Consider the following 14,065-nt stretch of genomic DNA (forward strand, 5'->3'; position numbering starts at 1 on the left):
GCGCTTAAGCTGTCTCCAAACGCGGGGCACGGAGTAGAAGGGCCGGTACAACAGGTGAGCGCGAGCCACAGCGGCAGCGTCGAGCACATGCTGCGCCAGGTCACCCCGGGACGCTACGACGCCTACGAGGCCCTGCTCCGCGCCCTCGCCACCCCCTCCTCCGGCCAGATCTGGATGCTCCTGTGGCACGGCCAGGCCGGTTCCCCGGACGCCCAGTACGGGGACATGGAGGTGGACGGCTGTCACTACGCCCCCTGCGTCACCTCCGCCCAGGAGCTGTCGGCCAGCGGCTGGAACCGTTCGTACGAAGTGGTCGACGGACTGGACGTGGCCCGCACCCTCTACCCCGACCACTACGGCCTCTGGCTCAATCCGCACTCCCCGGGCGGCGGTGTCGGCATCCCCTGGCTGGATCTGCGCCGCATCGCCACCGGCCTGGACCGCCAGCCCGCCGGCCCGCTCCGCCTGTCGGAGCCCGGCATCGAGATCCCGCAGTTCTACGCCCTGCTCGCGCAGAACGCGCACCGCACCCCCGCGCTGCGCTCCCTGCGCCGCGCCTGGGTCCAGCCCGCGCTCGGGGCGCCGTATCTGGCCATCGGCCTGGACGTGTACGAAACCTCGCCGGCCGCGGTCGACTCGGTGCGCGCGATGATGCAGCAGTCCATCGGAGCGGTCCCGGAGGGGCTGCCGGTCTCGACGGTCGCGATGACGGACGGCTACGACCCGGTGGTGATGTGGATGCGGGCCAACGCGCGCCCGTTCTACGACCGCGAGGCACACGCCCCCGCGCCGCGGCCGCAGCTTCAGGCACCGGTCCCGCCGCAGGCCCCGGCCGGCGGGTACGGCTACCCGCCCGTGCACGGCGGTTACTGACAACCGGACGGCTCGGCAGGCTTTCTGAGTCCGGGTCGCAGATTTCACACGGGCGACACACTTCTGCGCGCGTAGACATCGCCCGATCGCCCCGAACCGCGTAGATTCACCGTTCTGTCCCAACTGGCCCACGTCCGATGCCCGTTACCCACTGATCGGATAACGGAATCCCCTGGACTGCATCACGGTTGCGCATACTTTCGCCGTCAGCTCTGGCGGGTGATCGCGAAGACGCTGAAGACTCCCGACTCAGACATGAGGTTGAGACCTCATGCTCGATGGCAAGTCGACAAAGCCGCAATCCGCGGCAGTTCAGGCCGGTCACCACCGGCGAGAGGGGTCGCTCACCGTGACCGCACCGATCGAGACCACCGGGGCGGCAGCCGAGGCACAGCCGGAGGCTGTGCTGGAGGGTGCCGGTAAGGGGCAGATCGAGGGTCGTTCCCTGGGCCAGATCGCCTGGACCCGGTTCAAGAAGGACAAGGTCGCCGTCGCGGGCGGCGTCATCGTCGTCCTGCTGATCCTCGTCGCGATCCTCTCGCGCCCCATCCAGGCCGCGTTCGGGCTCGACCCCAACGCCTTCAACCAGGACCTGATCAGCCCGGACACCTCGCTGCCGAAGGGCAGCTTCGGCGGCATCAGCGCGGATCATCCGCTCGGCGTGGACCCGAAGTTCGGCCGGGACATCGCCACCCGCGTCCTGGAGGGCTCCTGGGTGTCGCTGGTGGTCGCCTTCGGCGCCACGGTCCTGTCCAACGTGATCGGCGCCATCATGGGCGTGATCGCGGGCTACTACGGCGGACGGGTTGACTCGATCATCAGCCGGCTGATGGACACGTTCCTCGCCTTCCCCCTCCTGCTGTTCGCCATCTCCATCTCCGCCACCCTCCAGGGCGGCGCGTTCGGCCTGGACGGTCTGCCGCTCCACCTGAGCGTGCTGATCTTCGTCATCGGCTTCTTCAACTGGCCGTACCTGGGCCGGATCGTCCGGGGCCAGACCCTCGCCCTGCGCGAGCGCGAGTTCGTCGACGCCTCCCGGGGCATGGGCGCCAAGGCCCCGTACATCCTGTTCCGGGAGCTGATGCCCAACCTGGTCGGCCCGATCATCGTCTACTCGACGCTGCTCATCCCGACCAACATCCTCTTCGAGGCGTCCCTGAGCTTCCTCGGCGTCGGCATCCAGCCCCCGCAGGCGTCCTGGGGCGGCATGCTCCGGGAGGCGGTCAACTTCTACCAGGTCGACCCGATGTTCATGATCGTCCCTGGTCTCGCCATCTTCATCACCGTCCTGGCGTTCAACCTGCTGGGTGACGGTCTCCGCGACGCTCTCGACCCGCGCAGCCGCTGACGCCTGCCGCGGAGAGCCCGTAAATTTTTCCGATCAATGGAGGGGAAAGCGCCCATCATGCGAAGGTCAGCGCTGGCCGCGATCGCGGCCATCGGCTCCGCCAGCCTGCTTCTTGCAGGTTGCAGCAAGGCCGATGACAACAAGAACGAGAACGGCACCAAGTCGGCCGGGGCCAACGCCGCGACCAAGGGCGTCGTCAACGCGTCCGACAAGAAGGGCGGCACGCTCACCTACGAGCTGTCCGACGTCCCGGACTCGTTCGACCCGGGCAACACGTACTACGCGTACATGTACAACCTCAGCCGGCTGTGGGCCCGCCCGCTGATGACCTTCAAGCCGGGCGCCGGCCAGGAGGGCAACACCCTCGTCCCGGACCTCGCCGCGAGCAAGGGCGTCCCGAGCGACGGCGGCAAGACCTGGACGTACAAGCTGCGTTCGGGCCTGAAGTACGAGGACGGCTCGCCGATCACCTCGAAGGACGTCAAGTACGCCGTCGAGCGCTCGAACTTCGCGCGTGACGTGCTCTCCCTCGGCCCGAACTACTTCCAGCAGTTCCTGGCCGGCGGCGACAAGTACAAGGGCCCGTACAAGGACAAGAGCGACAAGGGCCTGTCCTCCATCCAGACCCCGGACGACACCACGATCGTCTTCCACCTGAAGCAGGCCTTCCAGGAGTTCGACTACCTGGTCGCCGCCCCGCAGACGGCCCCGGTGCCCAAGGCGAAGGACACGGGCGTCGACTACGTCAAGCACATCGTCTCCTCGGGCTCGTACAAGTTCCAGAGCTACGCGGAGGGCCAGCAGGCCGTCCTCGTCCGCAACGAGAACTGGGACGCGAAGACGGACCCGCTGCGCAAGCAGCTGCCGGACAAGATCGTCGTCAAGCTGAAGGTCAACCCGGAGACGATCGACAAGGACGTCCTCGCGGGCAACGCGATCGACCTCGGCGGCACGGGCGTCCAGGCCGCGACGCAGGCCCAGGTCATCACCGACCCGTCGAAGAAGGCCAACACGGACAACACCTACGGTGGCCGCCTGGTCTACATGGCGATCAACACCCAGGTCGCGCCGTTCGACAAGGCCGAGTGCCGCAAGGCCGTCCAGTACGCCATCGACAAGGTCTCGGTGCAGACCGCCGAGGGCGGCCCGATCCGCGGTGAGATCGCCTCCACGGTCCTCCCGCCGGACATCCCGGGCTACGCCAAGTCCGACGTCTACGCCACCACGGACAGCAAGGGTGACGCGGCCAAGGCCAAGCAGCAGCTGAAGGCCTGCGGCAAGTCCTCGATCTCGACGAACATCTCGGCCCGTTCGGACCGTCCGCAGGAGATCGACGCCGCCACGGCGATCATCAACTCGCTGAAGAAGGTCGGCATCAACGCCACCCTCAAGCAGTACCCGTCCGGCAAGTACTTCACGGACTACGCCGGCGTGCCGAAGTTCACCAAGAAGCAGAACATCGGCCTGGAGATGATGCAGTGGGGCGCCGACTGGCCCTCCGGCTACGGCTTCCTGCAGCAGATCCTGAACGGCAAGGCGATCAGCCAGTCCGGTAACACCAACCTGTCGCAGTACGACAACAAGGACGTCAACGCCCAGCTGTCCAAGGCGATCGGCACTCAGGACACCAACGAGCGCAACAGCCTCTACACGCAGATCGACAAGAAGGCCATGGACGACGCCGTGCTCGTCCCGCTGACCTACTTCAAGGTCCTGCTGGCCCGCCCGCAGAACTACACCAACCTGGTTTCCACGGCGGCCTTCAGCGGTCAGTACGACTACCTCAACATCGGCGTCGCGTCGAAGTAGCAGCCCCGGAAGGCAGGTGAAGGCATTGGTGCCCGCGGGCTTCGCGGCCCGCGGGCACCAGCGCCGATCCCCGTGATCTCGTACATCCTCCGCCGGACGTTCGCGGCAGTGATCCTGCTGCTGGTCGTCTCCGCGGTCACCTTTGCCATCTTCTTCCTGCTGCCACGGCTCGCCGGCCAGACAGCGGACCAGCTGGCGCAGCAGTACATCGGCAAGAGCCCGTCGAAGGCGGACATCGTCGCGGTCAAGCACAACCTCGGTCTGGACCAGCCCGTCTACGTCCAGTACTGGCACTTCATCAAGGGGATCGTGGCCGGCGCCGACTACAACCTCGGGCCCACCACGGTGCACTGCGACGTACCCTGCTTCGGCTACTCCTTCAAGGACCACGTCGCGGTCTGGCCGCAGCTCACCCAGCGCATTCCGATCACCCTGTCGCTGGCCGCGGGCGCCGCCGTGCTGTGGCTCGTCTCGGGTGTGGTCATCGGTGTCATCTCCGCGCTGAAGCCACGCTCGGTCTTCGACCGCACCTTCATGGGCATCGCGCTCGCCGGCGTCTCGCTGCCCATGTTCTTCACGGGGAACCTGGCGATCCTGCTCTTCGTCTTCAACTGGCCGATCTTCGGACGCGACTACGTCCCGTTCACCGAGAACCCCGAGCAGTGGGCCAACACCCTGTTCCCAGCCTGGTGTTCGCTGGCGCTGCTGTACTCCGCCATCTACGCGCGGCTCACCCGCTCGGGCATGCTGGAGACGATGAACGAGGACTTCATCCGCACGGCCCGCGCCAAGGGTCTGCGCGAGCGCAACGTCGTGGTCCGGCACGGACTGCGCGCGGCCCTCACCCCGATCATCACCGTGTTCGGCATGGACCTCGGTCTGCTGCTCGGCGGCGCCGTGATCACCGAGAGCGTCTTCTCGCTGGGCGGCGTCGGTCAGTACGCGGTCCAGGGCATCACCGACAACGACCTGCCCAAGATCCTCGGCGTGACGCTGCTCGCCGCCTTCTTCGTCGTGATCGCAAATCTCGTGGTGGACGTGCTCTACGCCGCCGCCGACCCGCGGGTGAGGCTCTCGTGACCGAACTCTCCAAGACCGGCGCGGCGGTGGGCGAGCCCACCGAGTCCGGCAAGGCGCCCGAAGCCTTCCTGGAGGTCCGCGACCTCAAGGTGCACTTCCCGACCGACGACGGCCTGGTGAAGTCCGTCGACGGGCTCAGCTTCTCGCTGGAGAAGGGCAAGACCCTCGCCATCGTGGGCGAGTCCGGCTCCGGCAAGTCCGTCACCTCGCAGGCCATCATGGGCCTGCACCGGCTCGGCACCCGCGGCAAGAACGTGCAGATGTCCGGTGAGATCTGGCTGGACGGCAAGGAACTGGTCTCCGCCGCCCCGGACGAGGTGCGCAAGCTCCGCGGCCGCGAGATGGCGATGATCTTCCAGGACCCGCTGTCCGCGATGCACCCCTACTACAAGGTCGGCGACCAGATCGTCGAGGCCTACCGGGTGCACCACGACGTCAGCAAGAAGGTCGCCCGCGCGCGGGCCGTGGAGATGCTCGACCGCGTCGGCATCCCCGAGCCCGCCAAGCGCGTCGACGGCTACCCGCACGAGTTCTCCGGCGGTATGCGCCAGCGCGCCATGATCGCCATGGCGCTGGTGAACAACCCCGAACTGCTCATCGCGGACGAGCCGACCACCGCCCTCGACGTGACCGTCCAGGCGCAGATCCTCGACCTGATCCGTGACCTGCAGAAGGAGTTCGGCTCCGCGGTCATCATGATCACTCACGACCTCGGTGTGGTCGCCGAGATCGCCGACGACGTCCTCGTGATGTACGGCGGCCGGTGCGTGGAGCGCGGTCCGGCCGGCGAGGTCTTCGAACAGCCGCAGCACCCCTACACCTGGGGCCTGCTCGGCTCGATGCCCCGCATCGACCGCGAGACCTCCGAACGGCTCATCCCGGTCAAGGGCTCCCCGCCGAGCCTCATCAACGTCCCCTCGGGCTGCGCCTTCCACCCCCGCTGCCCGTACGCGGACATCCCCAAGGGGAACGTCACCCGCACGGTGCGCCCCGAGCTGGAGCAGGTGAGCACCGGGCACTGGTCCGCATGCCACCTCTCGGCCGAGGACCGCCAGCGGATCTGGACCGAAGAGATTGCGCCCAAGCTGTGAGTGAGACCAAGAAGACGGACACCGTCGCCGAGGCCGTGGTCCCGAAGCAGGCGTCGGCTCCCGAGGAGCGGGACGTGCTGCTCAAGGTCGAGGGGCTGACCAAGCACTTCCCGATCAAGAAGGGCCTCCTGCAGCGGCAGGTCGGCGCCGTGAAGGCCGTCGACGGCATCGACTTCGAGGTGCGCAAGGGCGAGACCCTGGGCGTGGTCGGCGAGTCGGGTTGCGGCAAGTCGACCATGGGCCGGGTCATCACCCGCCTCCAGGACCCGACGGACGGCAGGATCACCTTCGAGGGCCAGGACATCACGCGGCTGAGCACCGGGCAGATGCGCCCGCTGCGCCGCAACATCCAGATGATCTTCCAGGACCCGTACGGCTCCCTGAACCCCCGGCACACCATCGGCTCGATCGTCTCGGCGCCCTTCCGGCTCCAGGGCGTGGAGCCCGAGGGCGGGGTGAAGAAGGAGGTCCAGCGGCTCCTCGACCTGGTCGGCCTCAGCCCCGAGCACTACAACCGCTACCCGCACGAGTTCTCCGGCGGTCAGCGCCAGCGCATCGGCATCGCCCGCGCGCTCGCCCTGAAGCCGAAGCTGGTCGTGGCGGACGAGCCGGTCTCCGCGCTGGACGTGTCGATCCAGGCGCAGGTCGTCAACCTGATGGACGACCTCCAGCAGGAGCTGGGCCTCACCTACGTGATCATCGCGCACGACCTCTCGGTCGTCCGGCACGTCTCGGACCGCATCGCGGTGATGTACCTCGGCAAGATCGTGGAACTCGCCGACCGCACCTCGCTGTACGAGTCGCCGATGCACCCGTACACCAAGGCGCTGATGTCGGCCGTGCCCGTGCCGGACCCGAAGCGCCGGGGCCAGAAGAACGAGCGCATCCTGCTGCGCGGCGATGTGCCCTCGCCCATCGCCCCGCCCTCCGGCTGCCGCTTCCACACCCGGTGCTGGAAGGCGACGCAGATCTGCAAGACCACCGAGCCCCAGCTCGTGGAGCTGCGGCCGGGCCAGCGGGTCGCCTGCCACCACCCCGAGAATTTCGCCGACCAGGCCCCGCAGGACACGGTCCTGCTGACGGCGGCGAAGGAGGCGTCGGAGCTGGTACCGGACGCGGTGCTCTCCGAGGGTCAGGCCGGCGAGGAACCGGCGTCGGCGACGGAGACGGCTGCGGGGGAGACGGCGGCGGCCGAGGCGGCGGCGGTCTCCGAGAAGCCGGCGGCTTCCGAGGAGAAGGCGGCTTCCGAGGGCGAGGCGTCCAAGGAGGTGGCTTCTGAGGAGGCGGCTTCCGAGGGCGAGGCTTCCAAGGAGGTGGCTTCCGAGGAGGCGGCGGCTTCCGAGGAGGGGGCTTCCAAGGACGTGGCTTCCGGCGAGGCGGCTTCCGAGGGCAAGGCTTCCAAGGAGGTGGCCTCCAAGGAGGCGTCGGCCTCTGAGGCGGCGGCCCCCAAGGAGGCGGCTTCCAGCAAGGCCGCGGCTTCCGAGGAAGCGGCTTCTGGCGAAGAGCCCGCCAAGGGCGAGGCGGCTTCCCAGGAGGACGCGGCCGGCAAGGGCGAGGCGGCGGCTTCCGGTGTGAAGACCGGTCCCGGTGCGAAGGTCTCGGCCGGGAAGCCCGCGCCCGCGGCCGATGCCCCCGCCGAGGAGCCCACGGCGTCCACCGCAACCGGCGCCGCGGCCGACGCCCCGGCGGAGGGCTCGGGCGACACCGTGGCCGTCGCCGAGGAGACCGGCCGTGCGGCCGAGGCCACCGGCGAGGCGGCCGGCGCGGACTCCCAGGAGTCAACCGGCAAGTAGCGCATGACAACTAGGCAAAGTCATGTACATGCCTGAGCGGGGGAGTGCAGAGTCGTCCGTGTCCGACCACTGATCGGCACGCTCGAAAGGGACGACACATGGCACTCTCCCGTTCGGCACGTCTGGGGGCTGTCGCCACCGCGGCAGCCTCCTTCCTCGTCGTCGCCGCCTCCTCCGCCCCCACCCCCGGCGCCCCCGGCATCGGCGACCCCTACTTCCCCCGGCTGGGCAACGGCGGCTTCGACGCCCGCCACTACGACCTGGACATCGCCTACGCCCCGGACACCGGCCGCCTGGACGGCCGTACCACCCTCACGGCCCGCGCCACCCAGGAGCTCTCCTCCTTCGACCTCGACCTCCAGCAGCTGGAGGTCACCGGCGTCCGGGTCGACGGCAGACCGGCCGGGTTCACGCGCGACGGCGACGAGATGACCGTCACCCCGCGCCACCCGCTCCCCGAGGGACGGGACTTCACCGTCTCCGTGACCTACGGCGGCGTACCGCAGGCCCTCGGCGGGCCGATCATCTTCGGCTCCGACTACGGGTGGATGAAGACCCCCGACGGCGTCTTCGTCGCCTGCGAACCCAACGCCGCCTCCACCTGGTTCCCGTCCAGCGACCACCCCTCCGACAAGGCCACGTACGACATCCGGATCAAGGCTCCCCGGGGCCTGACCGCCGTCTCCAACGGCCGGCTGGTGTCGACGTACGACAAGGGCGGCTCGACGTACACCCACTGGCGGGAGTCGAAGCCGATGGCGACCTACCTCGCCACCGCCACCATCGGGAAGTTCGACGTGCGCACCGGGCGCACCCCCGGCGGCATCCCCGTCTACGTCGCCATCGACCCCGTGCTCAAGGACGGCAACAGCGTCGACGTGTACGCCGTCACGGCCGCCGCCACCGACTACTGGTCGCAGGTCTTCGGGCCGTACCCCTTCGAGGAGACCGGCGCGATCGTCGACGACATGCCGCAGGCCGGGTTCTCGCTGGAGGTGCAGAGCAAGCCCGCCTACTCGGCCGTGCGCAACGAGTCGACCATCGTGCACGAGCTGGCCCACCAGTGGTTCGGCGACTCGGTGAGCGTGGCCCAGTGGAAGGACACCTGGCTCAACGAGGGCTTCGCCACCTACGCCCAGTGGCTGTGGGCCGAGCACCAGGGCACCCGCAGCGCCCACGACTCCTTCCTGGCCGCCTACGGCTCCCGCCCCGCCGGCTCCGCCTTCTGGCAGATCAAGGTCGCCGACCCGCAGCGGGACACGATGTTCGCCTCCGCCGTCTACCAGCGCGGCGCGATGACGCTCCAGGCGCTGCGCGAGCGGATCGGTGACACGGCCTTCTTCAAGCTGCTGCCGGCCTGGACGAAGCTCCACCGGTACGGCAACGCGGACACCGCCGGCTTCATCCGCCTCGCCGAGCGCGTCAGCGGACAGCAGCTCGACGACCTCTTCGACACCTGGCTGTTCACCACAGGGAAACCCGCCCTGTGAGCCTGGCTTTGTAAGGCCCACGCACTCCGGCGGGTGAGAATGTCAGGGTGCAGCTCCAGCAACTCTTCAGTCCCTCCGTCCAGCACACGCTCGATGTGATCGGCATCTTCGTCTTCGCGATCTCCGGCGCCCTGCTGGCCGTGCGGAAGAACTTCGACGTCTTCGGCATCGCCGTGCTCGCCGAGGTCACCGCGCTGGGCGGCGGGCTGTTCCGCGACCTGGTGATCGGAGCCGTGCCCCCGGCCGCCTTCACGGACCTGGGGTACTTCCTCACCCCGCTGCTCGCCACGCTCGTCGTCTTCTTCCTGCACCCGCACGTGGAGCGCATCCAGGCGGCGGTGCTCGTCTTCGACGCGGCCGGCCTCGGCCTGTTCTGCGTCAGCGGTACGACGAAGGCGTACAGCTACGGTCTCGGCCTGACCGCGTCGGCGACGCTGGGCCTCGCCACCGCCGTGGGCGGCGGCGTCCTGCGGGACGTGCTGGCCAACGAGGTGCCCTCGCTGCTGCGCTGGGACCGCGACCTGTACGCGGTCCCGGCGATGGTCGGCGCCACGATGGTCGTGCTGTGCATCCGCTACGACGTCCTGACCCCGTTCACCAGCGGGCTCGCGGTGATCACGGCCTTCGTGCTGCGCCTGCTCGCGATGCGGTTCCACTGGCGAGCGCCGCGCGCGTGGAACCGCCGGTCGACGGTGACGGAGGAGTAGCCCCGGGGGCCCTCCCGGCGACCGAGGTGTCCCGGCCCCTGGCGTGGCCCTGGCCCATCTGGAGGGTCAGCCAGCGGAAGACGGTGTCGACCTGGGGGCGCCACAGCGCCATGGTGTGACCGCCCGCGCTGCGCGGCAGGAACACCACCCGCACGGTGGTCGGCGCCTTGGCGACGGCCTCCAGGGCCATGCCCGCCTGGTAGCCGTCGCCGGACTCGCCGGAGAGGTACAGCGCGATCCGGGGCGGCACGGCCTCCTGCCTGAGCAGCAGATAGGGGTTGTTCGCGGCGCGCAGGGCGGGGGTCTGGGCGGCGAGGGAGTCGCGTTCGCCGATCGGGTCGTTGTAGCCGGACAGGCTCACCGCGGCCCGGTACCGGTCGGGGTGGGCCACGGCGAGCTTCACCGCGCAGTGCGCGCCCGCCGAGTACCCGGCCACCGCCCAGCCCTGGGGGGCGGGCTCGGCGCGGAAGTTGTCCATGACCATCTTCGGGACGTCGACGCTGAGCCAGCTGTCGGCGTTGACCTGCCCCGGGACGTTGGCGCAGCCCGTGTCCACGCCGGCCAGCAGGTTGGTGCGCGGGGCGACGAGGATGAACGGCGCCACCCGGCCGCTCCTCATCAGCGGCAGCAGCTGCTCGTGGGCCTTGAGCGACCCGAACCACGCCTTAGCGGAACCGGGGTAGCCCGGCAGCAGCTCGACCACCGGGAACTTCTTGTTCCGGTAGGCCGGGTCGCCGTACTGCGGCGGCAGCCAGACGTAGACCTCGGCGTTCACGCCCGAGACCCGGCCCCTGAGCTGGGTGACGCGGACCCCGCCGGCCGCGCGCATGCCGGGCCCGTCGGCGGCCGTGAAGGTCTGCCTGACCTTCGGCAGCCGGGTCACCGTGATGCCGCCGGTGCCGTCCTTGCCGAGGTCGGCGGCCCGCTGGACGTGGTCGCCGGTGCCGAGCAGGTCGGCCCAGTTGTCGTAGAGGTTGTTCTGGTTGTTGACCAGTACGAAGACCAGGGTGACGGCCGTGCCCTGGGCGAACAGCAGCATGAGGACCCGGGCCGTGATCCGCAGGGGCTTGGGCCCGCGCATCCGCGACCACAGGACGAGCGGCAGTATGAGGGCGACGACCGAGAGCAGGACGGTCGTGTAGAGGAACGGAGTCCCGGTGAGGCTCATGTCCCCATAGAGGGCGATCCGCCGCCGGAGGTTGTGGACAGGTCCGGACACTTACCGAGAAATTGCCGGAACCTCACCCGGGGGCCGGAGCGGACCGACTGCTGGGAACCCCGCCGCCAGGCAAAAAAGCTACCGCTTAGTAGTTGTCTGCTGTACCGTGCAGCCATGCCAGAAGCAGCTTCCGCCCCTTCCCCGTCGCGGGCCCTGATCGGCGACAGCGAGTTCGACCGCGACACCGCGGTCACCCGGCGCGGGCCCGGCGTCTACGACACCGGCCTGTCGGCCGGCTGGACCATCCTCGGCGCCGTCAACGGCGGCTACCTGCTGGCCGTGCTCGGCCGGGCCCTCGCGGACGCCCTCCCGCACCCGGACCCCTTCTCCGTCACCGCGCACTACCTGACCGCCTCCCGGCCCGGCCCGGCGGTCGTCCGCACCACGACCGTCCGCACCGGCCGCACCCTCTCCACCGGCCAGGCTTCGCTCTTCCAGTACGACGAGGAGGGCAACGAGGTCGAACGCATCCGCGTCCTCGCCTCCTACGGCGACCTCGCCGCCCTCCCCGACGACGTCCGCACGACCGCCACCTCGCCCGCGATGCCCCCGCTGGAGCAGTGCTTCGGCTCCGAGGACGGGCCGTCCCCGGTCGAGGGCGGCTCCGCCATCGCCGACCGGCTGATGCTCAAGCTCGACCCCGCCACCCTCGGCTGGGCGCTGGGCACGCCGTCCGGGAGGGGCGAGATGCGTGCCTGGTTCGGGCTTGCCGACGGGCGGGACGCCGACCCGCTCTCGCTGCTCCTGGCCGTGGACGCCCTGCCGCCCACCGCCTTCGAGCTGGGCCTGAAGGGCTGGGTGCCGACCGTGGAACTGACCGTGCACGTCCGTCACCGGCCGGCCCCGGGCCCGTTGCGGGTGTCCATCACCACCCGCAACCTGGCCGGCGGCTTCCTGGAGGAGGACGCCGAGGTGTGGGACAGCGCGGACCGCCTGGTCGCCCAGTCCCGCCAGCTGGCCCGGGTCAGACTCGGCTGAGCGGCTCGCGCCCCAGCCAGGCCGCCAGCCGCTCGTAGGGGCCGGCCGCCGGCGGCGCCTCGCGGCGGGCCCCGAAGGGCGTCTCCGCGTCGCGGGGCCGGGTGTCCGGCAGCACCGCGCGGGCCGTCGCCAGCGCGAACTCGGCCAGCTCCGCGTCGAGTTCGCCCGTGGGGACCCCGATCGCCTCGGCCAGGTCCCAGGTGTGCGTGACGACCTCCATGACGTAACCGGAGAGCGCCGCGTGGCCGGGGACCTCGCCCCAGGGCACCCGCACCGGAGCCACCATCCGCGCGTCGCTCTCCCAGGCCGCGAGGACACGGACCCGCACCTCGTCGTAGGCCGCGGCCCAGCCGTCGTCCGCGACGCCGTCGGCGGTCGGCTGCACGGCGAGCCCGTCGCCGCCCTCGCCCACCACCGCGATCCGCCGGGTGCCGCCGACGACGTGGCTCAACAGGTCCCGGACGTCGAACTCGGCACAGGGCGTCGGCCGGGTCAGGTCCTCGGGGCGCACGGTCCTGATCAGGGCGGCCGCCTGCTCGGTGGCGCGGACGTAGACGGGGCGCGGGTCGACGAAGCCGGTGCTGCCGGTGCTGGTCATGATGTGTCTCTCCCTCGGTCGGTGAGGCGAGGATGCCCGGATAACCTGACAACTGGCGTCAGGATTTGTCCGGCACCCGGCGGCGGCGCGATCCTGGCGCGGTGAAGTCCGACCGGCTGCTGTCGATCCTGCTGCTCCTCCAGACCCGGGGCCGTGTCCCCGCGCCCGAACTCGCCGACCGGCTGGAGGTGTCGGTCCGCACCATCTACCGGGACGTCGAGGCACTGTCCGCCGCCGGCGTCCCGGTGTACGCCGAGCGCGGCCGGCACGGTGGCATCGAACTCCTCCCCGGCTTCCGCACCGACGTCACCGGGCTGACCGCCGACGAGTCCCGCGCCCTGTTCGTCCTGGCCGCGCAGGGCGCCCATGCCGCGCTCGGCCTCGACGCGGCCCTCGGCTCGGCCCTGCGCAAGGTGATGGCCGCGCTGCCGGCGCCGCACCGGCCCGCCGCCGAGGTGACCAGCCGCCGCGTCCTGGTCGACGCCACCCGCTGGAAGAGCGGCCCGCGGCAGGCCGCCGACCTGGACGTGCTCCAGGACGCGGTCTTCTCCGACCGGCGTCTGGCACTGCGCTACCGGCACAGCGGGGAGCGGGAACCGCGGACGTACACGGTGGACCCCTACGGTCTCGTCGCCAAGGCCGGGGTCTGGTACCTGGTCGCCGACCGGCGCGGCCGGCCCCGGCTGTTCCGCGCCGACCGGGTGCGCTCGGCCCGGCCGCTGGACGAGCCCGTGCGGCGCCGGCCCGGGATCGAACTCGCCGGCCTCTGGGAGCTGTTGCGCCGGCAGGTGGAGGAGCGGGAGAACGAGGTCGAGGTCACCGTGCGGGTACGGCGGGAACTGCTCGACATGTTCCAGCGCATGGCCGCCGCACAGCTGACGGCTCCGCCCGAGGACGACGGCGCGGGCGAGTGGGTCACCGCCCGGCTGGCCTACCCGGTGCTGCGCGCCGTGCGCCAGCTCCTCGCGTTCTCCGACCGGGTGGAGATCCTGGACCCGCCCGAGGCCCGCGCGGAACTGCTGGCCGGGGCCCGCTCCGTCACGGCCCTGTACGAGCAGCGCTGAGCCGCGGCCGGGCGT

The 14,065-nt window shown here is 70.3% G+C and carries 12 protein-coding genes; 10 read left to right on the plus strand and 2 right to left on the minus strand.

Annotated elements, in window-relative coordinates; all coding sequences use genetic code 11:
- Positions 1–87 precede the first annotated feature (87 nt).
- The 8 genes from AB0947_RS31760 (at position 88) to AB0947_RS31795 (ending at position 10,191) form a co-directional block, all read left to right on the plus strand.
- Positions 88–873 (plus strand): enhanced serine sensitivity protein SseB C-terminal domain-containing protein, encoded by a 786-nt coding sequence (locus AB0947_RS31760; protein ID WP_366753878.1) that lies wholly within the window; start codon positions 88–90, stop codon positions 871–873.
- A gap of 349 nt (positions 874–1,222) precedes the next feature.
- The gene (locus AB0947_RS31765; RefSeq protein WP_366753808.1) at positions 1,223–2,221 is read left to right on the plus strand and encodes an ABC transporter permease; all 999 of its coding nucleotides are present in this window, start codon (positions 1,223–1,225) and stop codon (positions 2,219–2,221) included.
- Positions 2,222–2,257: 36 nt separating this feature from the next.
- Entirely contained in the window at positions 2,258–4,030 is a 1,773-nt protein-coding gene (locus tag AB0947_RS31770; RefSeq protein WP_366753809.1) for an ABC transporter substrate-binding protein, read from the plus strand.
- Between the two features lie 72 nt (positions 4,031–4,102).
- Positions 4,103–5,110, plus strand: coding sequence for an ABC transporter permease (locus tag AB0947_RS31775; protein WP_171152614.1), 1,008 nt, complete (start codon positions 4,103–4,105; stop codon positions 5,108–5,110).
- Positions 5,107–6,201 (plus strand): ABC transporter ATP-binding protein, encoded by a 1,095-nt coding sequence (locus AB0947_RS31780; protein WP_366753810.1) that lies wholly within the window; start codon positions 5,107–5,109, stop codon positions 6,199–6,201. The genes AB0947_RS31775 and AB0947_RS31780 overlap by 4 nt, the downstream gene beginning before the upstream one ends.
- Entirely contained in the window at positions 6,198–7,994 is a 1,797-nt protein-coding gene (locus tag AB0947_RS31785) for a dipeptide ABC transporter ATP-binding protein (RefSeq protein ID WP_366753811.1), read from the plus strand. The genes AB0947_RS31780 and AB0947_RS31785 overlap by 4 nt, the downstream gene beginning before the upstream one ends.
- A 98-nt stretch (positions 7,995–8,092) precedes the next feature.
- Positions 8,093–9,484: a M1 family metallopeptidase gene (locus AB0947_RS31790; protein WP_366753812.1), complete on the plus strand. Its 1,392-nt coding sequence runs from the start codon at positions 8,093–8,095 to the stop codon at positions 9,482–9,484.
- 47 nt (positions 9,485–9,531) lie between these two features.
- Complete coding sequence (locus AB0947_RS31795; protein ID WP_366753813.1) at positions 9,532–10,191, plus strand: trimeric intracellular cation channel family protein; 660 nt, start codon at positions 9,532–9,534, stop codon at positions 10,189–10,191.
- Here AB0947_RS31795 and AB0947_RS31800 read toward each other — a convergent pair.
- Positions 10,100–11,359, minus strand: a complete 1,260-nt coding sequence (locus AB0947_RS31800) for an alpha/beta hydrolase-fold protein (RefSeq protein ID WP_366753814.1) — start codon at positions 11,357–11,359, stop codon at positions 10,100–10,102. The genes AB0947_RS31795 and AB0947_RS31800 overlap by 92 nt on opposite strands.
- A gap of 165 nt (positions 11,360–11,524) precedes the next feature.
- Between AB0947_RS31800 and AB0947_RS31805 the strand changes: the two genes are divergently transcribed.
- Positions 11,525–12,388 (plus strand): thioesterase family protein, encoded by an 864-nt coding sequence (locus AB0947_RS31805; protein ID WP_366753815.1) that lies wholly within the window; start codon positions 11,525–11,527, stop codon positions 12,386–12,388.
- On the opposite strand, the gene AB0947_RS31810 is transcribed toward AB0947_RS31805, so the two are convergent.
- Positions 12,375–12,986, minus strand: coding sequence for a TIGR03086 family metal-binding protein (locus AB0947_RS31810; RefSeq protein ID WP_366753816.1), 612 nt, complete (start codon positions 12,984–12,986; stop codon positions 12,375–12,377). The genes AB0947_RS31805 and AB0947_RS31810 overlap by 14 nt on opposite strands.
- A gap of 101 nt (positions 12,987–13,087) precedes the next feature.
- Here AB0947_RS31810 and AB0947_RS31815 point away from each other — a divergent pair, with 101 nt between their 5' ends.
- On the plus strand, positions 13,088–14,050 hold the full coding sequence (locus AB0947_RS31815) for a YafY family protein (protein WP_366753817.1): 963 nt from the start codon (positions 13,088–13,090) through the stop codon (positions 14,048–14,050).
- The last annotated feature ends 15 nt before the right edge of the window (positions 14,051–14,065 follow it).

It is taken from the genome of Streptomyces sp. NPDC047841, from assembly GCF_040704085.1.
Classification (GTDB): domain Bacteria; phylum Actinomycetota; class Actinomycetes; order Streptomycetales; family Streptomycetaceae; genus Streptomyces; species Streptomyces argyrophylli.